The sequence below is a fragment of the Hymenobacter baengnokdamensis genome (assembly GCF_008728635.1).
GTDB classification, from domain to species: Bacteria; Bacteroidota; Bacteroidia; order Cytophagales; family Hymenobacteraceae; genus Hymenobacter; species Hymenobacter baengnokdamensis.
In genome coordinates this window covers 3,463,218-3,483,128 of the sequence record NZ_CP044285.1, presented here as the reverse complement: position 1 = coordinate 3,483,128, position 19,911 = coordinate 3,463,218, and the positions used below count along the sequence as shown (strand labels likewise).

The window sequence follows — 19,911 nt, the reverse complement described above, 5'->3', positions numbered from 1 at the left end:
GGTTTACCTTTGCCGCCCGGTATTTTGGTCGCTTATGGCGCATGAGCTGCTTGGTAGCTCAAGGCCTTTATCGGCACCAAAAACGCATTTAGCACTCCCGATTACTCAGCGACCCCACTTATGCTGCTTGATTTTGAACAACCCATTGCCGCCCTCGAAGACAAGCTGCGTCAGATGCAGCAACTCGCCCAAGACAGCGACGTCGACGTAGCAGACGCCGTTGTAGCCCTGGAGGCCAAGATAGAAGCCCTGAAAAAGGAAACCTATGCCAACCTCACGCGCTGGCAGCGCGTGCAGCTTTCGCGCCACCCCGAGCGGCCCCAGATGCTGGATTATATTGGGGGAATGGTCGACAAGTTTGTAGAGTTGCATGGAGACCGCACCGTGGGCGACGATAAGGCGATGGTGGGCGGCCTGGGCGAGCTGGATGGCCAGGCGGTGATGTTTATTGGTCAGCAAAAAGGCCACAATACCAAGGAGCGGCAGTACCGAAACTTTGGCATGGCCAACCCCGAAGGCTATCGTAAGGCGCTGCGTCTGATGAAGCTGGCTGAAAAGTTTAAGCTGCCTATCGTAACGCTAATCGATACCATGGGAGCTTATCCGGGCCAGGAAGCGGAAGAGCGTGGCCAGGGCGAAGCTATTGCCCGCAACCTGAAGGAAATGTTCATGCTTAAGGTACCCGTCGTATGTATCATTATTGGGGAGGGGGCCAGCGGTGGCGCGCTGGGTATTGCCATCGGCGACCGGGTGATGATGCTGGAAAATACCTGGTATTCAGTTATTTCTCCCGAGTCTTGCAGCAGTATCCTATGGCGCTCGTGGGACTATAAGGAGCAGGCCGCCGAGGCGCTTAAGCTTACGGCTACTGATATGCAGCGGGCCGGCCTCGTTGATGGCATTATCAAAGAACCTCTGGGTGGGGCTCATACCGATGCTGCGCAGATGATAAATACGCTCAAGCAAACCCTGCTCGCAACGCTGGCGGAGCTAGCCGCCATACCGGCCGAAGAGCGCATTTCGCAGCGCATCGATAAGTTTTCGGCAATGGGGGTAGTGGTTGAATAGACGTAGGATTATAAAGTTGAAAGCGCGGGCTGGTAGCCAGATAGCTACGACTTCAGCTTTTAAGCTATAACTCCATATGAAAATCCATTCGATAGATACCGGTTTGTTTAAGCTCGACGGTGGTGCCATGTTTGGCGTGGTACCCAGGTCGATGTGGCAGAAGCTGAACCCACCCGACGCCAACAATATGTGTACCTGGGCCATGCGCTGCCTGCTGGTGGAAGATGGCGGGCGCCTGATTCTTGTCGACAATGGCATTGGCGAGAAGCAGGACGAAAAGTTTCGGGGCCACTTTTACCTGCACGGCGACGACACCCTCGAAAAATCGCTGCGCAAGCTGGGCTTTACGAGTGCCGACATCACCGATGTTTTTCTCACGCACCTGCACTTCGACCACTGCGGCGGCTCGGTGGTGCGCCGGCCCGATGGCGCCTTGCAAACGGCTTTTGCAAACGCTACCTACTGGAGCAACGAAGCACATTGGGTCTGGGCTAACCAACCCAACGCCCGCGAGAAAGCCAGTTTCCTGGCTGAGAATATCCGACCCATTCAGGAAAGCGGCCAGCTCCGCTTTATCGACCCGGCTCACGGAGTGCCCGATGCCCTGCCGCAGTTCAGCGACATTCTGTTTGCCAACGGCCACACCGAGAAAATGATGGTGCCGCTGATGCAGTACCAAGGCCGCACACTGGCCTACATGGCTGACCTGCTGCCAAGTGCGGCCCACATTCCGCTGCCCTACGTGATGAGCTACGACGTGCGCCCGCTCGTCACGCTCAGCGAAAAAGAGGCGGTGCTGCGCCGCGCCGCCGAAGAAAGCTGGGTGCTGCTGCTGGAGCACGACCCGCTGCATGAAGCCTGCACCGTGCAACTCACCGATAAGGGCGTACGGCTGGCCGAAACGCTGCGTATTAGTGACCTCTAATATTTCCGGCACCCTGTTTAAGGGTTGCGAGTGCAAACAGCTATGGTTCCGGAGCTAGAAGGCAGGAGTCAGAAACCGGCGGCCGGTCTTAGCCTGGCCCTGTCGGGCGGTGGGGCACGGGGCATCGCGCACCTGGGCGTACTGGCTGCGCTGGAGGAGCTGGCCATACCGGTTGGCCGGTTAGCGGGCGTTAGCTCGGGGGCCATTGCGGCCACGTTTTACGCGGCCGGCTTTGCGCCGCGCGAGATTTTGCGGCTCCTGCAAACCACTAATGTTGTGCGCCTTACCCGCCCGGTTTTTAGCCGGCACGGACTGCTGGGGCTCGACGCGGTGGAGCAGCTATTGGCCCGGCATCTGGGCCAGCAACTGCGCTTTGAAGACCTGAACCGCCCGCTCACGCTGGCCGCTACCGACCTGCGCGCGGGCGAAACGGTTTATTTCAGTGAGGGGCCGCTGCTGCTGCCGCTGCTGGCCTCGTCGGCAGTACCTATTCTGTACCGGCCCATCGAGTACCAGGGCCGGCTGCTGGTAGATGGCGGCCTGCTGAACAACCTGCCCGTTGAGCCCCTGCTGGGCCCACCCGGCAGCCCGCCGGTAGTGGGTGTGCACTGCAATCCGCTCAACCGCGAAGCCCGTCTGCCCACGCTGCGCCGGGTAATTGAGCGCACGCTCCAACTGGCCATTCATGCCAATACTGTTGCCAGTCAGGCGCAGTGTGCACTGCTGCTGGAGCCGCCCGAGTTGCTCAACTACCGCCCACTCGACTACCGTAAGGCGGCCGAGCTATATGCTGTCGGCTATCGCTACGCGCTAAGCCAGGCGGCCGCGCTACGGGCGTTGCTGCCGACCGGCATCTAACTAAGGCTAGGCCGGGCTTTTTGCCTAGCTTTGCGCACTTTTTCGCTCTTCCACCCCTATGGCCGCCCGCAAAACATCTACGTTCTGGTATTACATCGCAAAGGCTATTTTTGCCGTGGCCGGCTGGCGCCAAACCGGACAGATACCGCCGGATATCCGCAAATGCATGATGATTGCGGCCCCACATACCAGCAACTGGGATATCATTATGGCCCGCGCGGCTTTCTACATCATGGATGTGGACGTGCGCTTCACCGTGAAAAGCGAGTGGACCGAAAACCCCTGGCTGGGCTGGCTCGTGAAAGCTATTGGCGCGCTGCCCGTCAACCGCAGCCGCAACAACAGCCTGGTCGATGGCATGGTGCAGCTGTTTCAGCAGCGCGAGGAGCTGGTTATTCTTATTACGCCCGAGGGTACCCGCGCTTATCAGCCCAAGTGGCGCAAGGGCTTCTACTTTGCCGCGCTGGAAGCGAAGGTGCCCATTGTACTAGGCTTTCTCGATTACAAGAAAAAAGAAGCCGGCGTAGGCCCGGTCGTCTGGCCTTCTGGCGATTACGAAAAAGACCTGGAGGAAATCAAGGCTTTTTACCGCACCAAGACGGGGCGCTTCCCAGCGCAGGGCGTGCGGTAATTTCAGTTAGCAGTTAACTGAAAAATCAATCCTGCGTGAGCGCATATGCCACTAGGTTGGCGCCCATGCGCAGGGCCGCGTCGTGGATGGCGGGCGGGTCTTCGGGGTAGGTGCCCACGTCTTCCCAGCCGTTGCCGAGGTCGCACTCGTAGGTGTAGAAGCACACCAGCCGGCCTTTGTAAATGAGCCCGAAGCCCTGCGGGCGCTTGCCGTCGTGCTCGTGTACTTTGGGTAGGCCCCTGGGGAACTGATACTTCTGGTGATAGATAGGGTGGGAGAAGGGCAGCTCCACGAACTCCAGCTCGGGAAAAACCTTCTTCATCTCGGGGCGGATAAACTTGTCGAGCCCGTAGTTATCGTCGATGTGCAGGAAGCCGCCGCCCACCAGGTACTTGCGCAGGTTCTGGGCCTCGGCCGTGGTAAAGCTGACGTTGCCATGCCCAGTCATATGCAGAAAAGGATATGTTAGCAGCTCGGGCGCGTCGAGTTCCACGGTAGCCTCGTCGGGCGCGATGTTGGTATGCAGCGTCTGGTTGCAGAAGCTGATGAGGTTGGGCAGGCTCGTTTTGTTGGCGTACCAGTCGCCCCCACCGCCGTAGTGCAGCTTGGCAATCTGGTAGCTGGGCGCGGCGGGCGGCGTGGCGGCCGTGGTAGTGAGCAGGAGGCTAGCGGCGAGAAGGAAGTTTTTCAGCATGGCGGGGAGCCGGGCTAGCCGGCCTACTCCACAAAGAAAGGGCTAGCGCAGAAAGTTCGGCGCAGGTCAGTTGAGCAGGAGCAGAGCAGGAAGCTTTGCCATATTTTTGAAAAAAAACAAATTGCGTATCTTATGATAAACAAAATACTTTCCATCGCAACACTTCTCACGTTGGTCGTTAGTTGTAAACAGGCAGACAATCAGCCTTGTGACGACCATTTTATAAAAGGTAATAATTACTTGCTGTCGTCTGATTTTGACAGTGCACTGAAAGAATTTGACATTGCTACAAAAGAAAATTCAAAAAACGCTTACGCTTATTACGGTAAAGGGCTTGTGGCAATGCTGCAAGGGGACTTTCGCAAAGCCATTCAAGAGGATGATAAAGCTTTACAGGTTGACCCAACATTTGTATTTGGCTACTTTCAGCGGGGGAATGCTTTCGCTGCCATTGGGCAACATAAAAAAGCTGTTGTGGACATGGATAAAGTTTTGGAATTGAAACCTAATTTTCTCTATGGGTACTATACCAGGGCAACTTATCGACATGCTTTGGGTGATATTAGTGGGGCAATTGAAGATATGACAAAGGTTATTAGCCTTAATCCAAAGTATGGAAACGCTTATTTTTATCGGGGTAACTTCAATGGAGAAGCCAAAAAATATCAGCTTGCCGTAGCAGACCTGAAAATGTCAATAGAATATAAGGCGGATAACGTTGCGGCAAATACTATAAAAGGGTATTATGAGTACATGCTCGGGCAAAAAGAAAAGGCTTGCGTAGACTTTCTCAAAGGACAGGCAATGGGCGATACTAAAGCAGGGGCTTATATTGACAAACTATGTAAATAAGTCTTCCAGGAAATTATCCCACTCATGACTACCGGCAAAGACCTCCTCGACCTCGGCTTCAAATCGGGCAAATGGTTTAAAGATGCCCTGGCGCATATTAACGAGCATGAGCTGGAAGGCGAGGCCCGGCTAGCCTACCTCGACACGGTGAAGCCGCCAGCCGAGATTCCGCTACTGGCTACGTCGCTGCCGTTTTACGAGAATATCCGAGCCGAAACGGCCGTGGAGCAGCAGAATATCGACGCCGTGCGGCTGTCGATGCAGCAGCTCATGCGCACGCCCACTGTGGTGACGGGCGCCATAATGCCTGACGCCTGCCCGGCCGGGCCATTGGGCACCATTCCGGTGGGTGGCGTGGTGGTGGCGCGCCAGGCCATTCACCCCGGCATGCACTCGGCCGACATCTGCTGCTCGGTAATGCTGACCAACCTGGGCAAAATTGACCCCAAAACGGTACTCGACGTGGCCCAGCAAGTCACGCACTTCGGGCCGGGCGGCCGGCTGCCCGAGCGCCAGTACGCGCTGCCCGCCGCGCTACGTGCCGAGTTTGCAGAGAACCCGTTTCTGAGCTCCGAGAAAACCTTGAGCCTGGCGCAGGAGCACCTTGGCACGCAGGGCGACGGCAACCACTTTCTGTACGTGGGTACCTCGGCCGCCACCGGCGACACGGTGCTCGTGACGCACCACGGCTCGCGGGGCGTGGGCGCGCGCCTCTACACCGAAGGCATGAAGGTGGCTGAGCGCTTCCGCCAGCAGCTATCGCCCGCCACGGCCCCGGCCAATGCCTGGCTGCCCGCCGAGTCGCCCGAGGGCATGGCCTACTGGGCGGCGCTGCAAACCGTGCGCCGGTGGACCAAGCTTAATCACCTCTGCCTGCACGACGACATTGCTGGGCGCCTGCAAGCGCCGGTGCAGCAGCGCTTCTGGAACGAGCACAGCTTCGTGTTTCGGGCCGGCGACCTGTATTACCACGCCAAGGGTGCCACGCCGCTCGACCCGCAGTTTATGCCCGATATCACCGGCCCCCGCATTATTCCGCTGAATATGGCCGAGCCAATTTTAATTGTCGAAGGCGACACCACGGCCAATAACCTGGGCTTTGCCCCGCACGGCGCGGGCCGCAACCTCAGCCGCACCCGTCACAAGTACAGCAAGGCTGACAAAACCCGCGAGGAGTGGTTTGCGGAGGAAACCCAGGGCATTGACGCGCGCTTTTTCTTCAACGAAATCGACATTTCGGAGCTGCCCAGCGCCTACAAAAACGCCGCGCAGGTGCAGCAGCAGATTGCCGAGTTCAAGCTAGCCCGCACCGTGGACGAGATTCGGCCCTACGGCTGCATCATGGCCGGCGACTGGGAGAAAAATGCCCCCTGGCGCGTGAAGAAGCGTCAGGGTAAAACTCCTTAGCTCTAAGTTCGTTATGACGCCATTAGATAAATCGACAGCTACCCTGAAAACTGGCGACGAAGCATTGGTTTTTAACCAAATCGCCCTCCACTACTCGCTGCTTGATTTTTGGCGTTGGAGTGTTTCCGATGTTTTGAGCAATGCCACGCGGGGCCGGCTAGCCGAATTTATCGTGGCTACCGCAGTAGCTATTGACATCACAAAAGTTCGGGAAGAATGGAGTGCGTTTGACCTAGAAACTCCTGATGGAGTAAAGCTGGAAGTGAAATCTTCGGCCTATCTACAGTCGTGGTTTCAGCGAGCATTATCCAGTATTTCATTCAGCACGAAACCCGCTTTACCTTGGGATAGTCTGACCAATAAGCAAGGTACTGTAGCCGGGCGCCACGCCGATGTCTACGTTTTTTGATTGCTTCATTATCAAGATAAGCAAACGGTTGACCCGCTAAACCTGAACCAGTGGGAATTTTACGTTTTAGCCACGGCAGAATTAAATAACTACACGCGTAGCCAGCATTCGATTACGCTTAAATCATTGAAAAAGCTGACGGCAGTTTTAAAATACGACCAGCTAGCGGCGGCAGTTGCAGCAAAGCATTTGCTCAATAAAGTAGTAGTTTAGCTTTTAAGCTCCCGCACTACCTGCGCCGTGAATACGGCCGCCAGCGCGGCCGTTTCGGTGCGCAGACGCGAGCTGCCGAGCGTGACGGGCCGCACGCCCCGACCCAGCGCCAGCTCGATTTCGCTAGGGGAGAAGTCGCCCTCGGGGCCGATGAGCACGCAGCAGCGCGGCGCGGCGCCGATAACCTGGGCGAGCGCCGTGCGCTCGCCGGCTTCAAGGTGGGCGATGAAGGTGGTGGCTGGGTCGAGGCTAGCCAGGAATTTGTCGAAGTCGATTAGTTCGTCGAGCTGGGGCAAGTAGGCCTGGCCGCTCTGCTTGAGGGCGCTGACGGCGATTTTCTCCAGGCGCTCCAGCTTGAGGTCGCGGCGCTCGGAGCGGGCGCAGCGCAGGAAGCTCAGGCGCTCGATGCCGACTTCCACGGCCTTTTCAACCAGCCACTCCATGCGGTCGAGGTTTTTAGTGGGGGCCACGGCCACGTGGGTGTAGGTGGGGCGCGGGGCGATGGTTTCGCGGCCAGTAATAGTGAGCGTGCAGCGCTTGGGGTTGTCGTCGGCGATGAAGGCGGTGGCCACCGTGCCGTGCCCATCTACGAGCACAACGGGCGCGTCAGGGCGGAGGCGCAGTACGCGCACCGCGTGCTTGCTTTCCTCTTCCGAAAGTGTGTAAGTGGCTAAAGTGGGCTGAAGGTCGGGGGCAAAGCAAGTGAGCATGAAGGGCAAAATAAGGCTTGCGGAGGGAGTACTGCTTAGGGAGTAAAAAAGAAACCGGCGGAACTATCGGTCAGCGCGGGAAGGTTAGGGCTGAAATCTAATCTGGTAAAATACCAAGACCTGCCTGTACATTCTCTCTATCCGCTATGTCAACTGCTTCGCTATTTCTTCTGCCGCTGGCCGCTCTGCTGACTTTCAGCGGCCGGGCCCAGACGGTTTCGTCCCAAACGGTAGTCGAGATGACCCGCGAAATGAGTGCGCGCTTGCAGCTCAACGAAGGTCAGTTTGTGAAGCTGCTTACGCTAAACAGGATGCGCCTGACCCGGCAGCGGGAGATTGAGCAGGCTACCCGTAACGACGGGCCCGCCCGCGCTAATCAGCTGGCCGAGCTGCAGTCGCAGTACGAGCAGGAATGCGGCCGAATAATGTCGCCCTCGCAGCTGAGCCAGCTGCAGCAAGACGAAACCTCGGGCGGCGGCAATGGCTAAGCCGCTGATTAGGTAAATAACTACAAGCCCGCTGCCGCGTGCAGCTGGCTTTTTTTATAAATTTACGGTAGGGGGTCAGCCTGTACCTCCGTTACCGTGCCAAGCGGGCCAAAATGAATGCTCAGGCGCGGGCCGCTGGTGTGGGGGCGGCGCGGCCCACATTGGGCGCCGGGCGTAAGGTAGTAATGATAGACCTTTTCGGTCTGGGCCAGCAGCTCTTCCTCATCGGGCGGGCCGAGCACGGCCGTTACATCATTGGCGCGGGCCTCATAGAGACGGGGGCGGGCCGCCAGCAGCGGCGGGAGCAGCGCGGCGCGGTGCCCGCCGCAGGCATAGCGGTCGGCCCGCCAGGCCGGCGCGGCAAAGCCCGGAATATCGGGCAGCGCACGGCCGCAGCCAGCCAGCAGCACTCCGCTCAGCAGGAGCAGAAGCGGCCGAACAATCGGGCGTTGAAGAAGGAAAACAGCCATATAGCAGTGCCCGCAAGCGCGATGTAGTCCGGCTTGGGCAAGGCGAAGCTAGGGCTGAAACCTGATTTGCCCCCCAGGGCCAGTGCCCACGTAAGGTGCTGGGGATAACCTGGCGCGCGGTGGTGCGTTACACAGCCTGTAGCTGGGCTATAGCGCGGCTACGCTATGCTTTCACACTCACTCTTATTCTTTGCAGTTTATGCGCCTGAACTTTCGCGTTATTATTGGCCTCATCATCGCAGTGGTAACGCTGCTGGGCTACTTTTTTAACACTTCAACCAACCCTGTCACCGGCGAGAAGCAGCACGTGAATATGTCGGCCGACCAGGAAATTGCCCTTGGTGTGCAGGCCGCGCCGCAGATGGAGCAGCAGTACGGCGGCGAAAGCAGTGATGCCCGGGCCACGGCCGCCGTGCAGCAGGTGGGCCAGCGCATCGTGCAGGCCAATGCCCTCGACCAGAAGACCAAGTATCAATACCGGTTTCACCTGCTGGCTGATGACCAAACAATCAACGCGTTTGCCCTGCCGGGCGGCCAGGTGTTTATTACGCAGGGCTTGCTGAAAAACCTGACCTCGGAAGCGCAACTGGCCGGCGTGCTGGCCCATGAGATAGGCCACGTAGTGGCCCGGCACTCGGCCGAGCAGGTAGCCCAAAGCCAGCTGACGCAGGGCCTGACCGGCGCGGCGGCCATCGCGGCCTACGACCCCAACAGCCCCGGTAGCAGTGTGGCCCGCGCCGCCGCCGCCGCCATGATTGCTAAGCTCGTAACCCTGCGCTTTAGCCGCAACGACGAGTTGCAGGCCGATAATTTTGCCGTGAAGTTTACGCCCCAGGCTGGTTATGACCCTCACGCCATGATTAACGTGATGCAGATGCTGGAAAAGCAGGCTGGTAGCAGCAACCCGCCCGAGTTTCTGAGTACGCACCCCAACCCGGGCAACCGCATTGAGGAGCTACAAAAAGATATTCAGCAGGATTACCCGCAGGGAATACCGAGTGGGCTAAAACAATAGTAGTTTGTGGGAGCCGGGCCAATATATTTGTGCCTATGCTTCCTGAACTTACCTCTGCGCCGACGAGCTGGCAACGACTAGCCCCCCGCTGGCAGTTTCTACTAGTGGCCGCCAGCCTCTACCTGGTATGGCTCATTGGCTACGAAGGCTTTATTGGTCCCGATGGCCGGCTCGACAGCTGGCTTTCGGTGAATATCGCGGCGGCCAGTGCCGGACTGCTGCGCCTGTTGGGCTTTGCGGCTACGGCCGCTGCGGGCTCTACTACGCTGGCGGTGGATGGTCAGCCCGCTGTGCTGGTAGGCTACCAGTGCGATGGGCTGGTACTCTACGCGCTGTTCTCGGGTTTTATTATCGCTTTTCCGGGGCCGTTACGGCCCAAGCTTTGGTTTATTCCGCTGGGAGTTGTTACATTATATTTATTGAATATAGTGCGCGTAGCAGCGCTGGCGTTGAATCATCACTACGCCCATCGCTCGGTTGATTTTAATCACCACTACACGTTTTCCTTCGTGGTGTACGCCTTCATCTGTCTTCTCTGGATGCAGTGGGTACGCTGGTTTGGGTCACCGGCCGCCTCTGAAGCATGAGTGGTCGGGTGGTATTAGGACCGGTTACTCCCCTCAAACCTGGGCAGCTGATGCTGGCTGGGCTTTTGGCCGGGCTTATATTTTGGGCAGGTATGGAATCGGAGGCTGTTTTTGCGGCCCTGACGCGTGCCTGGCAGGCGCTATTTGAGGGTTTGGGCCTAAGCGGCGCTATTAGCCGCTGGCAGCGCGGTACGAGTAACCTAGTTACTACCCGTAGTATTCCGGCCATGGTGAGCTATAGTATTCTCTACGTTGGGGGCTGTATTCTGCTATTGCATGTGCTGCTGCGTAACCCACAGCGAACACGCTGGGTGATTCAGTTTTACTTGGTGTTGCTGGTGCTTTATGCGCTGCTGGTACTGGGAGGCCGGCTTGGGGGCAATATTGCCTGGGCATTTAAGTTGAGCCGGCGCATTATCGACTTTCTGGTTTCACCCCTACCCGTCATGCTGCTGCTGCCTTTGTTGTGGCCTGGCACTCGTGGCATTGCCCGGCGCTGAGCGGCGGCATGCGCGGGATAATCTGATGGAGCACCGAATTAATACCCACTACCTGCAAACAGCCCCGCCAGAGCTATCTGGCGGGGCTGTTGTACTAAATGCAGGCTGCTGGACTATTCCACAACTAATCGTTTGGTAACCTGGCCGCTGGTAGTAGTAGCGCGCACTGTATAGACACCCGCGGCAATGCCCACAAGGGGTAGCTCAAAGGTGTCGGGGCCACCGGCCGCTACTGTGCGGGTGAGCACAGTCTGGCCGAGCGCATTTACTAGCTGCACCGAGCAGCTACCTGCCCCGCGCAGCGCCTGTGGCAGCAGCAGCGTGGCCGTGCCATGCGCAGGGTTAGGATATACCGAAGCCAGGGCAGCCAGCGCGGCCGGCGCCGTAGCCAGTGGAGCAGTCGGGCTGAATAGGATAGCAAACCGCCCGTTAGATGGCGTAGCGGTTAAGCTGAGCGTAAGGCTGGGCGTGAGGCTCAGGTCGGTGTACGTATTCAGGATGGCATCACGCAGGTAGGCGTGGTAGCCGGCGGGCAGGTTGGCGAGGGTAGCCGCCCGCAGCGAGTACGTGCCGGCCGCGGCCACGCCCACTTGCAGCGGAATGGCAACGCTGCCCGCCAGCGCTGGCTGACCATTGATAGCCAGTACGTCAGTGCCGGCTTCCGTGGCCAGCAGCAAGCCATTCAGGAAAGGCAGCGCCGTTGCATCGTAGGCGTTGTCGAACCCTGCGGTGGCGCCATTCTGGAAATAGATATCCGTTTGCGAGGCCGTTTGGCCATTGCTCAGCTCCAGCAGCAGCTGCGGGCGCGCGTCGGCGGCTGTGCGCTGAAACGGAGCCGTAGCGCCCGTCGTGATGCGCTGGGTATTCTTAAAGTTGATATTGCCCGTAGCCCCGACCGCACTGGTTTGCACAAAGAAACCCTGAGCGACCGGAATAACATTGGTACCGCCATTAGTGCTCTGCCCGTTTATGTAGCTGGCATAAATGCCCCCGTACTGACTATTGCTTTTAAACACATATACTGCATTTCGAATATTAACCAGGCCGCCGGTAGCTACTACCTGGTCCCAGTCGAGCGAGCTGGGGTAGGGGTTGCCCAGCAGCTGCCAGCCCGCGTTGGCCTTGGCGCTGCGGCCCTGGCCGGCCGTGCTGATGTCGCCGTTGGTAAGCGTGCCATTAAAATCAACCAGCTCATTCCCGCCCAGGTTTACGGTGTAGCCCGTGCCGGGCACCCACGGCGTAGTACCATCGGTGGGCGAGTAGTAGCCCTTGTCAAAATCGGGGGTGGCGGCGCTGGCCGGCGAGCTTTCGTACTGCGCCTGGCTGTAGCCATAAACGGTAGGGTAGGGCCGCACAGTGCCCGGCGTGGAGCTGGTATTGTAGCTGGCATTGAAAACCGGCGTAAAGGTGCTGGTGGCCAGGTCGCCCACCGTGGTATTGCTTACCGGAGCCGAATAGTGGCGATAGCCCAGGCCAGGGTTGGTCGGCGTGATATAGCGCTGTACGGTAGCCGAGCCCGTAGCCACGCCGCCGCTGTTAACCACGTAGGCTGTGCCGCTGGCGTTGGAGAGGAGAGTAAATGGCTGGTTGGGACCAATAGCCAGGTTGCCAATAAGCGTGAGCCCGCTTTGCACGCTCACCGGCCCGGTGGTGAACGTGCGCCCGCCGCTGCGCCCATTTAGGGTGCCGCCCAGCACCAGGTTCTGAAAGGCCGAAAGGCTCGGACCGGCAATCTCGTGGCGCAGGGTGTCAACCAGGGCTACGGTGCCGCTGCCGCTACCCAGCACGGTACCATTGTTATTAATAAAATTGCTGCTGACGTTGAGCGTGCCGCCGTCAGCTGTGGTGAGGGAGGCGCCGCCATCCAGGGTTATCGAAAGCGCAAACTCGTTGTCGCTTACTGCGGGCTGCCGGGGCGTGTTGCCCGGAATCAGCACGTCATCGGCCGACGTAGGTACCCGGGCGGGCGTCCAGTTGGCCGGCAGGTTCCAGGCGGTGCTTACGCTGCCGTTCCAGGTTAGCGGCATCACGGTAGCCACGGCAATATTGAAAATTACGTATGGCACCTTGCCCGAAATATTAGAAATCAGCGTGGCCCGGCCGGTTGTCAGGTTCAGCGAGTACAGGTTGGAGGCATACGTAACAATGGTGCCGGGGCCCGGCCGCCCTTCCAGCAAAAAGGCCTGGTTGCTGCGAGTCGGGCGGTCATAAAATACGTCAATATCTATATTTGCCGTAGGCGAAGCCAGGGGGTAAGGTCCGGGCTGCGACGAGCCGGTAATGTAAAATGAAGCCGGGGCTACCGTGGTCAGCTGGCCATCATTAGGCGACGGCATCCCTTGAATAGAGAGAATACCGTTCGTATTGGTATCGTCGAAGTCGTAGAGCGTGGGGGCCGATAGCCCGATGCTGGAGTTAGTATAGGCGACTGCGCCGATGTAAGGCGCGGGTGGCAGCGTTACCCCGGCCGGATTGGCTACGTATTTCAGCGGCGTATCCGTTCCAACCAGGGTGCCGGTGTTGGGGTCGAGGCGGTAGTTGTTGCCGTTGGGCGCTACTACCCGAATGCGGTCGGTACGGGCGTTGAAAGCAAAGCCCACTACCGGCACAATGCCTGAGGTATTGCTGGAATTATTGCCGGCCAGCTCCAGGCGAAAGGCTCCGCCTACGCTGGTTGCCAGGCCCGTAGCTGGGTTTAAGGTATAAAGCTGGACGTTGTTGCCGTTGGTGGCAGCGTCGTAGCCCAGCCCATAAAGCTGCCCCGTATAGGGCCGCACCTCAATGGCTGCCAGCACCTGCCCTGGGGTAAGGCCCGTGATTGCAACTACCGGCGCGCTGGCGCTGCTCGGGTTGGCCGGGTCAATACTAACCAGGTTTTGATTGCCAGCCAGGTTTTGGCCACCATAAACCGCTCCTGGAGTGTACACACCCAGTCCATAGATAATGGTGGGCTGGGCATGGAGGCCCGACGCGCCGGCTGCGAGTAGCAGTACCACAAGCGCACCTAGCCAACGGCGAGTTCGCAACATGACAGAGGAAATTTTTTCCATAACGTGTTAAAATATAGGTACTTAAGTTCTGTTCTGCTGCCGTGCTGTGTCGGCTGGGCTAAGGTACGAATTTGCGCATCAGCAGGATGAAAAAACTGGCATTATTTCCATAATAATTTGCTAGCGCTCAGCTTAAAACTGGGGTGGCTGCAGGTTTTTGAAATGCCCGTTGAGGCGCACGCGCTCTTTGAGGCGCTCGGCCTCGAGCACGGCCGGCAGCAGGCGCTCGAGGTGCTCGCGTACCAGCTCCTGGCGCTCAAGCTCGGCAGTGGTGCCCAGCAGCTGATATTCCTGCTCGGTGCTGAGGCCAAGGTGGTGGGCCACGTCGAAAATGCGAAAGGCGGGGTCCAGCTCCAGCAGCAGCTTGCGCAAACCCAGCGCCTCGTATAGCTGGCGCACCTGCCGGGTAATGGTAGCGCGCAAAGCCGGGTCCGATTCCTCATCCTGCCCCACGTCCTCTACCTGGCCGGCGGCGTAGAGCTTGCCGGGTGCCTGGCGGTAAAACTTTTGCACCCGAAACACGCTCACGGCCTGCGTGCGGATGTCCATCTCGCCCCCAGGGTGGGTTTTTTCCACGCTTAGCAGGCGCATCCGGGTGCCCAGCTCCTGCACAGCATCATCCAGAAAAGGGATGATGCCGAAGGGCTGGTCCTCGGTGAGGCAGTCGCGCACCAGCTGCCGGTAGCGGGGCTCAAAAATGTGCAGATTCAGCTTCTCGCCCGGAAAGGCTACCAGGTTGAGCGGGAAAAGGGGAAGTAGTTGCATAGTGAGCCAAGAATACGGCGGCCCGCGAAATGTTTTGAGTAAGCCCAGGGTGCCGCTTGTTTAGAAAAGCTCTGAATTTTGTAAATCAGGGCTTCCGGACAAACTTTCGGTAGCCGACAGCGTTTTGGGCCTGATATGAAAGCGGTGGTTGCCTTTTTTCTTGCTTGCCTGATGCTGATAGGTAGCTTCATTCCGCAGAACGACCTGTCGGAGCTGAGCAAGCTGCCGCAGCTGCTGGAGCACTACCGCTTTCACCATTCGGCGGCGGGCGGCGGCTTGTCGCTGGCCCAGTTTCTGGCCGAGCACTATGGCTCGGGTACCAAGCAGCATTTTGGTTGCACCTTTTCGGCTCAGCACCAGCAAGACCACCAGGGGCTGCCCTTACACGGGCAGCACGGCGATAGTAGTCATATATCATTTTTGGTATACTTGCCGGCTTCATTGCTGCTGAGGCAGCCGCTGGCGCTGGGAGGCCCGGCCTACCGGCCCGCCGCTCATACCCTTTACCAGGACGGGCCGGATGCGGCCCTGCTGCAACCCCCACGAGCGTAGTCCGGCTGTGCCCCTGGGGGCAGTGTGCGCGGATAGCAGCACCTCGCTTGCGAGTTGAGGTGCCGGTTGCCCCTTGCGCACGGGCCGGTCGTTTGTTGGGGCAGTGCGCCCCGCGCGGTTGTATTGGTAATTCTGGCTTTTGGGAATGCGCTGGCCGTGCCGTTGGCACGCGCCGCGCTGATGTGAAGCGCTATGCTTCGCAGCCCAGGGCCGCATCCCTTTGTTTTCATGCTTTCCAAAATTATTGCGGCCAGCGTCCGCAATAAGCTCATTGTGGGCTTGCTGATGCTGGGCCTGCTGGCCTGGGGCGGCTTTTCGGCAGCCAACCTGCCGCTCGACGCCATCCCCGACGTCACCAACAACCAGGTGCAGGTTATTACCCAAAGCCCCGCGCTGGCGGCGCAGGAAGTGGAGCAGATGCTTACTATCCCGCTCGAATTGCAGCTGCGTACCATTCCGGGCGTAACGGAAATTCGCTCCATCTCGCGCTTTGGCCTGTCGGTGATAACCGTAGTGTTTCCCGACAACGTCGACACCTACCGTACCCGGCAGCTGGTGGCCGAAAAGCTCACCAATGCCCAGGCCGACCTGGTAGCCGGCTCGGGCACACCCGGCATGGCGCCCATTACTACCGGCCTGGGCGAGATATATCAGTACAGTATTCGGGTGCTGCCGGGCTACGAAAAGAACTTCTCCCTGGCCCAACTGCGCGACGTGCAGGACTGGATAGTGAAGCGCCAGCTCGCCGGGGTAACGGGCGTGGTGGACGTAAGCAGCTTCGGGGGCTTTGTGCGCCAGTACGAAGTGGCCGTCGACCCCAACCGCCTGGCGGCCAATAATGTAACGATGGTTGAGCTGTATCAGGCGTTGCAGGACAACAATGCCAACACCGGCGGCTCGTACCTGGAGCGCGGCCCCAATGCCTACTTTATTCGGGGTGAGGGGCGGGTAGCCTCGCTCCAGGACCTGGGCGCTACCGTTATTAAGCAGGCCGCTGCGGGCGCGCCGCTGCTGGTGCGCGACGTGGCCACCGTGCGCATGGGCCACGCCGTGCGCTACGGGGCCATGACCCGCAACGGCCAGGGCGAAACCGTGGGCGGCATTGTGCTGATGCTCAAGGGTGCCAGCTCCGAGAATACGATTAAAAGCGTGAAGGCGCGGGTGGCGGCCATTCAGAAAACGCTGCCCAAGGGCCTCGTTATCACCCCCTTTCTCGACCGCACCAAGCTCGTTGACAAAGCCATTGCCACCGTCGAGCACAACCTGATTGAGGGCGGCGTGATTGTGCTATTTGTGCTGCTACTGCTGCTCGGCAACTGGCGCGCCGCCGTGGTAGTGGCCACCATGATTCCGCTGTGCATGCTCTTTGCGCTGGGTATGATGAGCCTGTTTGGGGTATCGGCCAACCTGATGAGCCTGGGCGCACTGGACTTCGGGCTTATCGTGGATGGAGCCGTGATTATCGTGGAGGCCGTTATCTACCACCTCGTGCATCAGCGCGACCAGGCCGCCCACGAAACGATGGACGACATGACCGAAGCTGCCGCTACGCGCCTCATGTCGTCGGCCTTGTTCGGGCAGTTTATCATTCTTATCGTGTACTTCCCCATTCTGTCGCTCACCGGCATTGAGGGCAAGATGTTCCGGCCGATGGCGCTCACGGTCAGCTTCGCTATTGTGGGGGCCATGCTACTCTGCCTCACCTACGTGCCGGCCGTTACGGCCTGGGCGCTGCGTAAGGATATAAAAGAGGAAGGCACGATTTCTTACCGTATTATGAAGTTTTTGCACCGGGGCTACGACCCGGTTATCCGGGCGGCGCTGCGGGCGCGCTGGGTGGTGGTGGGCGCGGCCGTGGGACTGCTGGTGCTGGCGGGATTCATTTTTTCGCGCATGGGCGGCGAGTTTATTCCGCAGCTCGATGAGGGCGACATTGCCCTGAACGTGACGCTGGCCCCCGGCTCATCGCTGAGCCAGACGGTAGCCACCAATACCCGCGTGCAGCAGATTTTGCTGAAGAAATTCCCCGAAATCGAGCAGATTGTGGGCAAAAGCGGCACCTCCGAGATTCCGACCGACCCGATGTCGCTCGAAGACAGCGATGAGATGGTGATTCTTAAAGACCGCAGCCTGTGGACGTCGGCCACCTCGCGCGAGGAGCTGGCCAATAAGATGCAGGCCGCCCTGGCCGGTATTCCCGGCGTGACCCTGGAGTTTCAGCAGCCCATCCAGATGCGCTTCAACGAGCTGATTTCGGGCGTGAAGTCGGACGTAAGCATCAAGATTTATGGCGACGACCTGGCCGTGCTCTTCGAGAAAGCCAACGACGCGGCTGACCTGATTCGGCCCCTGGCCGGCGTGGGCGATTTGAAGGTGGAGCAGATTGCGGCCCTGCCGCAGATGCGCGTGCGCTACGACCGCCAGAAGCTGGCCCAGTACGGGCTGAAAGTGAGTGACCTGAATACCCTGCTGCGCTCGTCCTTCGCCGGCGACGTGGCGGGGCAGGTGTACGAAGGTGAGCGCCGCTACGACCTGGTAGTGCGGCTCGACAGCGTGCACCGCGCCGGCCTCAGCAGCCTGCAAGACCTGTACGTGGATACGCCCGGCGGCCAGAAAATTCCGCTCGATGAGGTGGCCCAGGTGAGCTACCACAACGCGCCCATCCAGATTTCGCGCGACGATGCGCGCCGTCGCATCAACATCGGCATCAACGTGCGGGGCCGCGACGTGCAGAGCCTGGTCGAAGAGATTCAGGGCAAGCTCAGTACCGGCCTCAAGCTGCCGCCCGGCTACACCCTGAGCTACGGCGGGCAGTTCGAAAACCTGATTCAGGCCAAAAAGCGCTTGTCGGTAGCCGTGCCGGTCTCGCTGACGCTGATTTTTATGCTGCTCTACCTCTCGTTCCGGTCGGTGAAGCAGGCGCTGCTGATTTTTACGGGAGTGCCGCTGGCTACCATTGGCGGCATTGTGGCGCTGTGGCTGCGCGGCATGCCGTTTAGTATTTCGGCGGGCGTGGGCTTCATTGCCCTGTTTGGGGTAGCCGTGCTCAATGGCATTGTGCTGCTGGCCAGCCTCAACGAGCTGGCGGCCGAAGGCGTGAAGAAGGTGCGTGAGCGCGTGTTGCGCGCCACCGAGGAGCGCTTCCGGCCGGTAATACTCACGGCCAGCGTCGCCTCGCTGGGCTTTTTGCCGATGGCGCTTAGCACCTCGGCCGGGGCCGAAGTGCAGAAGCCCCTGGCCACGGTGGTTATCGGCGGGCTGATTTCGGCCACGCTGCTGACGCTGGTCGTATTGCCGGTGCTCTACACCTTCTTTACCAAGGATGGCGAGCCTAACCCCGAAGAAGTAGCCGAGGCCGAGGAAAAAGCCAAGCACGCTGCCGAAGTAGGAGAGGTGCCCGCCGACCCGGTTCAGGAAGGCGGCCCGAAGGCCAGCCCGGCCCCGGTAGTGGCCGCTATTCTGTTGTTGGGCGGGCTGCTGGGGTGCGCCGGCTTGGCTCAGGCTCAGAACACGTTGGGCTCTACCGCCGGCCAGCCGCTGAGCCTGAGCCAGGCGCTGCAAACGGCTACCGGCCAGAACCTTTCGCTGCAAACTTCCAGCTTGCAGGTGGAGCAGCAGCGGGCGCTCAACCGCACCGGCTACGATGTGCCGCGCACGATAGTCGATTACCAGTACGGCCAGATTTCGGGCCCGTACAACGACCACAGTATCAATATCATTCAGCAAACGGCCCTGCCCAGCGTGTACGCGGCCCAGCGCCGGCTGCTGCAAACGCAGGCCCTGACGGCCGAGCAGCGCGCCCGGCAGCAGCGCCGTGATGTGGCCCAGGTTATTCGCAGCAACTACTACCAGCTGCTGGTAGCTTACCGGCGGGCCGCCGTGCTACGCCGCCAGGACAGCCTGTACCGCCGGGCTGCCCACGCGGCCCGCATTCGCTACCAGGTGGGCGAAACCAACCGTCTCGAGCAGGTATCGGCCGAGGCGCGCAGCCAGGAGCTGCGCAACCGGCTGGCCACGCTGCGGGTCGATATTCAGGTATTGGAGCGGCAGCTGGGGCAGCTGCTGGGTAGCGGGCAGCCGGCCCGCTTCGATACCACGGCCAGCCCCGTAGCACTCCTCACGCCCGCCGACACGCTGGCCCTCTCGCCCGAGAGCAACCCGCAGCTGGGCCTACTGCGCCAGCAGGTAGCCGTGAGCCGACAGCAGCTTAAAGTAGAGAGTCTGCGGCGCCTGCCCGACGTGCGGGTGGGCTATTTCAACCAGACCATCAACCTGGAAAAGGGCTTCAACGTGGGGCAGGTGGGCCTAGCCGTGCCGCTGCTCGGGGGTGTGCAGAAAGCCCGGGTAGCTGCCGCCCGCCTGGGCCAGCAGGTAGCCGACCAGCAGCTTACCTATGCTCAAAGCCAGCTTACTACCCAGCTCACCACGCTGCGCCAGCAGCTAAGGCGGGCGCGGGCCTCGCTCACGTACTACGAGCAGGCCGCGCTGCCGCAGGCTCGCCTCATTCTCGACACCGCCGAAAAAAGCTTTCGTGCCGGAGATATAGAGTATGTTGAATATGTGGTGAACACCCAGCCAGCCTGGCAAATTCAGGAAGGCTACCTCGACCAGGTGCGCCAGTACGACGACCTGGTGGTGAGCCTGCTGGCCGTGGTGGGTACCGAGCCGGTAGCTGCCAAATAGTAGTCATTTTTGCTAACGCCCAAGCGCTTAGTCG

At 59.6% G+C, this 19,911-nt stretch carries 19 protein-coding genes; 14 read left to right on the top strand and 5 right to left on the bottom strand.

The window, feature by feature from the left end; all coding sequences use genetic code 11:
• Positions 1-120 precede the first annotated feature (120 nt).
• From F6X24_RS14870 to F6X24_RS14855, 4 genes are all read left to right on the top strand, one after another.
• Positions 121-1,068, top strand: coding sequence for an acetyl-CoA carboxylase carboxyltransferase subunit alpha (locus tag F6X24_RS14870; protein ID WP_151088770.1), 948 nt, complete (start codon positions 121-123; stop codon positions 1,066-1,068).
• 76 nt (positions 1,069-1,144) lie between these two features.
• Entirely contained in the window at positions 1,145-1,993 is an 849-nt protein-coding gene (locus F6X24_RS14865) for an MBL fold metallo-hydrolase (protein ID WP_151088769.1), read from the top strand.
• A 42-nt stretch (positions 1,994-2,035) separates the two neighbouring features.
• Positions 2,036-2,851, top strand: a complete 816-nt coding sequence (locus F6X24_RS14860; protein WP_151088768.1) for a patatin-like phospholipase family protein — start codon at positions 2,036-2,038, stop codon at positions 2,849-2,851.
• 58 nt (positions 2,852-2,909) lie between these two features.
• Positions 2,910-3,482 (top strand): 1-acyl-sn-glycerol-3-phosphate acyltransferase, encoded by a 573-nt coding sequence (locus F6X24_RS14855; protein WP_151088767.1) that lies wholly within the window; start codon positions 2,910-2,912, stop codon positions 3,480-3,482.
• Positions 3,483-3,507: 25 nt separating this feature from the next.
• Here the strand turns inward: F6X24_RS14855 and F6X24_RS14850 are convergent, their stop codons facing one another.
• Complete coding sequence (locus F6X24_RS14850) at positions 3,508-4,176, bottom strand: DUF4159 domain-containing protein (RefSeq protein WP_151088766.1); 669 nt, start codon at positions 4,174-4,176, stop codon at positions 3,508-3,510.
• A gap of 132 nt (positions 4,177-4,308) precedes the next feature.
• Between F6X24_RS14850 and F6X24_RS14845 the strand changes: the two genes are divergently transcribed.
• The 4 genes from F6X24_RS14845 to F6X24_RS19195 are packed head-to-tail and all read left to right on the top strand — an operon-like array spanning position 4,309 to position 7,057.
• Positions 4,309-5,028, top strand: a complete 720-nt coding sequence (locus tag F6X24_RS14845) for a tetratricopeptide repeat protein (protein WP_151088765.1) — start codon at positions 4,309-4,311, stop codon at positions 5,026-5,028.
• A 24-nt stretch (positions 5,029-5,052) separates the two neighbouring features.
• Positions 5,053-6,435, top strand: coding sequence for an RtcB family protein (locus F6X24_RS14840; RefSeq protein WP_151088764.1), 1,383 nt, complete (start codon positions 5,053-5,055; stop codon positions 6,433-6,435).
• Positions 6,436-6,448: 13 nt separating this feature from the next.
• Positions 6,449-6,844 carry a hypothetical protein gene (locus F6X24_RS14835; protein WP_229725125.1) on the top strand — a complete coding sequence of 132 codons (396 nt, stop codon included), beginning with the start codon at positions 6,449-6,451 and terminating at the stop codon, positions 6,842-6,844.
• Positions 6,845-7,057, top strand: coding sequence for a hypothetical protein (locus F6X24_RS19195; RefSeq protein ID WP_229725123.1), 213 nt, complete (start codon positions 6,845-6,847; stop codon positions 7,055-7,057).
• On the opposite strand, the gene F6X24_RS14830 is transcribed toward F6X24_RS19195, so the two are convergent.
• The gene (locus F6X24_RS14830) at positions 7,054-7,767 is read right to left on the bottom strand and encodes an RsmE family RNA methyltransferase (protein WP_151088763.1); all 714 of its coding nucleotides are present in this window, start codon (positions 7,765-7,767) and stop codon (positions 7,054-7,056) included. The genes F6X24_RS19195 and F6X24_RS14830 overlap by 4 nt on opposite strands.
• A 146-nt stretch (positions 7,768-7,913) precedes the next feature.
• On the opposite strand from F6X24_RS14830, the gene F6X24_RS14825 reads away from it, so the two are divergent.
• On the top strand, positions 7,914-8,255 hold the full coding sequence (locus F6X24_RS14825; protein ID WP_151088762.1) for a hypothetical protein: 342 nt from the start codon (positions 7,914-7,916) through the stop codon (positions 8,253-8,255).
• 62 nt (positions 8,256-8,317) lie between these two features.
• Here the strand turns inward: F6X24_RS14825 and F6X24_RS14820 are convergent, their stop codons facing one another.
• Positions 8,318-8,725 (bottom strand): hypothetical protein, encoded by a 408-nt coding sequence (locus tag F6X24_RS14820; RefSeq protein ID WP_151088761.1) that lies wholly within the window; start codon positions 8,723-8,725, stop codon positions 8,318-8,320.
• Between the two features lie 199 nt (positions 8,726-8,924).
• On the opposite strand from F6X24_RS14820, the gene F6X24_RS14815 reads away from it, so the two are divergent.
• The 3 genes from F6X24_RS14815 to F6X24_RS14805 all read left to right on the top strand — a co-directional run bounded on the left by F6X24_RS14815 (position 8,925) and on the right by F6X24_RS14805 (position 10,827).
• A complete protein-coding gene (locus F6X24_RS14815) occupies positions 8,925-9,740 on the top strand; it encodes a M48 family metallopeptidase (RefSeq protein ID WP_151088760.1) in 816 nt (271 codons plus the stop codon).
• Between the two features lie 35 nt (positions 9,741-9,775).
• Positions 9,776-10,327 carry an exosortase X gene (gene xrtX / locus F6X24_RS14810; RefSeq protein WP_151088759.1) on the top strand — a complete coding sequence of 184 codons (552 nt, stop codon included), beginning with the start codon at positions 9,776-9,778 and terminating at the stop codon, positions 10,325-10,327.
• A 92-nt stretch (positions 10,328-10,419) separates the two neighbouring features.
• Complete coding sequence (locus F6X24_RS14805; RefSeq protein WP_151088758.1) at positions 10,420-10,827, top strand: XrtX-associated membrane protein; 408 nt, start codon at positions 10,420-10,422, stop codon at positions 10,825-10,827.
• Positions 10,828-10,940: 113 nt separating this feature from the next.
• Here F6X24_RS14805 and F6X24_RS14800 read toward each other — a convergent pair whose 3' ends face one another.
• On the bottom strand, positions 10,941-13,877 hold the full coding sequence (locus F6X24_RS14800) for a DUF4394 domain-containing protein (protein ID WP_151088757.1): 2,937 nt from the start codon (positions 13,875-13,877) through the stop codon (positions 10,941-10,943).
• Positions 13,878-14,009: 132 nt separating this feature from the next.
• Positions 14,010-14,642 carry an LON peptidase substrate-binding domain-containing protein gene (locus F6X24_RS14795; RefSeq protein ID WP_151088756.1) on the bottom strand — a complete coding sequence of 211 codons (633 nt, stop codon included), beginning with the start codon at positions 14,640-14,642 and terminating at the stop codon, positions 14,010-14,012.
• A gap of 171 nt (positions 14,643-14,813) precedes the next feature.
• Here F6X24_RS14795 and F6X24_RS14790 point away from each other — a divergent pair, with 171 nt between their 5' ends.
• Positions 14,814-15,194 carry a hypothetical protein gene (locus tag F6X24_RS14790; RefSeq protein WP_151088755.1) on the top strand — a complete coding sequence of 127 codons (381 nt, stop codon included), beginning with the start codon at positions 14,814-14,816 and terminating at the stop codon, positions 15,192-15,194.
• 228 nt (positions 15,195-15,422) lie between these two features.
• A complete protein-coding gene (locus F6X24_RS14785) occupies positions 15,423-19,877 on the top strand; it encodes a CusA/CzcA family heavy metal efflux RND transporter (protein WP_151088754.1) in 4,455 nt (1,484 codons plus the stop codon).
• The last annotated feature ends 34 nt before the right edge of the window (positions 19,878-19,911 follow it).

Excerpts from the sequence above, each read along its gene's own strand:
- F6X24_RS14870 (WP_151088770.1), top strand. The coding sequence starts at position 121 with ATGCTGCTTGATTTTGAACAACCCATTGCCGCCCTCGAAGACAAGCTG.
- F6X24_RS14865 (WP_151088769.1), top strand. The coding sequence starts at position 1,145 with ATGAAAATCCATTCGATAGATACCGGTTTGTTTAAGCTCGACGGTGGT.
- F6X24_RS14860 (WP_151088768.1), top strand. The coding sequence starts at position 2,036 with ATGGTTCCGGAGCTAGAAGGCAGGAGTCAGAAACCGGCGGCCGGTCTT.
- F6X24_RS14855 (WP_151088767.1), top strand. The coding sequence starts at position 2,910 with ATGGCCGCCCGCAAAACATCTACGTTCTGGTATTACATCGCAAAGGCT.
- F6X24_RS14850 (WP_151088766.1), bottom strand. The coding sequence starts at position 4,176 with ATGCTGAAAAACTTCCTTCTCGCCGCTAGCCTCCTGCTCACTACCACG.
- F6X24_RS14845 (WP_151088765.1), top strand. The coding sequence starts at position 4,309 with ATGATAAACAAAATACTTTCCATCGCAACACTTCTCACGTTGGTCGTT.
- F6X24_RS14840 (WP_151088764.1), top strand. The coding sequence starts at position 5,053 with ATGACTACCGGCAAAGACCTCCTCGACCTCGGCTTCAAATCGGGCAAA.
- F6X24_RS14835 (WP_229725125.1), top strand. The coding sequence starts at position 6,449 with ATGACGCCATTAGATAAATCGACAGCTACCCTGAAAACTGGCGACGAA.
- F6X24_RS14830 (WP_151088763.1), bottom strand. The coding sequence starts at position 7,767 with ATGCTCACTTGCTTTGCCCCCGACCTTCAGCCCACTTTAGCCACTTAC.
- F6X24_RS14825 (WP_151088762.1), top strand. The coding sequence starts at position 7,914 with ATGTCAACTGCTTCGCTATTTCTTCTGCCGCTGGCCGCTCTGCTGACT.
- F6X24_RS14820 (WP_151088761.1), bottom strand. The coding sequence starts at position 8,725 with ATGGCTGTTTTCCTTCTTCAACGCCCGATTGTTCGGCCGCTTCTGCTC.
- F6X24_RS14815 (WP_151088760.1), top strand. The coding sequence starts at position 8,925 with ATGCGCCTGAACTTTCGCGTTATTATTGGCCTCATCATCGCAGTGGTA.
- xrtX (WP_151088759.1), top strand. The coding sequence starts at position 9,776 with ATGCTTCCTGAACTTACCTCTGCGCCGACGAGCTGGCAACGACTAGCC.
- F6X24_RS14805 (WP_151088758.1), top strand. The coding sequence starts at position 10,420 with ATGGAATCGGAGGCTGTTTTTGCGGCCCTGACGCGTGCCTGGCAGGCG.
- F6X24_RS14800 (WP_151088757.1), bottom strand. The coding sequence starts at position 13,877 with ATGGAAAAAATTTCCTCTGTCATGTTGCGAACTCGCCGTTGGCTAGGT.
- F6X24_RS14795 (WP_151088756.1), bottom strand. The coding sequence starts at position 14,642 with ATGCAACTACTTCCCCTTTTCCCGCTCAACCTGGTAGCCTTTCCGGGC.
- F6X24_RS14790 (WP_151088755.1), top strand. The coding sequence starts at position 14,814 with ATGCTGATAGGTAGCTTCATTCCGCAGAACGACCTGTCGGAGCTGAGC.
- F6X24_RS14785 (WP_151088754.1), top strand. The coding sequence starts at position 15,423 with ATGCTTTCCAAAATTATTGCGGCCAGCGTCCGCAATAAGCTCATTGTG.